This is a genomic window from Streptomyces sp. NPDC059718, from assembly GCF_042733315.1.
Lineage (GTDB): Bacteria > Actinomycetota > Actinomycetes > Streptomycetales > Streptomycetaceae > Actinacidiphila.
This window is the reverse complement of sequence record NZ_JBHWGA010000004.1, coordinates 1-487: the sequence shown is the minus strand read 5'-3', so window position 1 is coordinate 487 and position 487 is coordinate 1. Positions and strand designations below refer to the sequence as shown.

Here is a 487-nt window from a genome sequence, read left to right as displayed (position 1 = left end):
CTGTTATTTTTTAAAACCCCCCCCCCCCCCCCCGCCCCACCCCGCCGATCCCCCCTCCGGGGGGGGCCCCGCCCCTCGCCCGCCCCCCGGCCGGGCCCCTGCCGTTCACCTGGGGTCAGCCGTTGCGCTTCCAGCGCGGCTTGTCCGTGCGGCGGTCGAAGCCGCCGGTGGGGCGGTGGTCGTCACGACGCCCGTACGGGCGGCGGTCGTTGGCGTCACGGTCGCGGTTGAACGCCGGGCGGTCGTCGCGACGGTCCCGGTTGAAGGGGCGGTCGCCGCCGAAGTGGCGGTCACGCGACTCGTGCGGGCGCGCCGGGCGGTCGTCACGACGCTCGAAGCCGCGGTCACGGTCACGGTCGCGGTTGAACGCCGGGCGGTCGTCGCGACGGTCCCGGTTGAACGACGGACGCTCGTCACGACGGTCCCGGTTGAACGACGGACGCTCGTCACGACGCTCGCGGTTGAACGACGGACGCTCGTCACGACG

General features: G+C 74.3%; 1 pseudogene. It reads right to left on the bottom strand.

The features are described 5' to 3' along the window. Nucleotides 1-115 precede the first annotated feature (115 nt). Nucleotides 116-487, bottom strand: a pseudogene (locus tag ACFV3E_RS06585) (DEAD/DEAH box helicase); the annotation flags it as partial.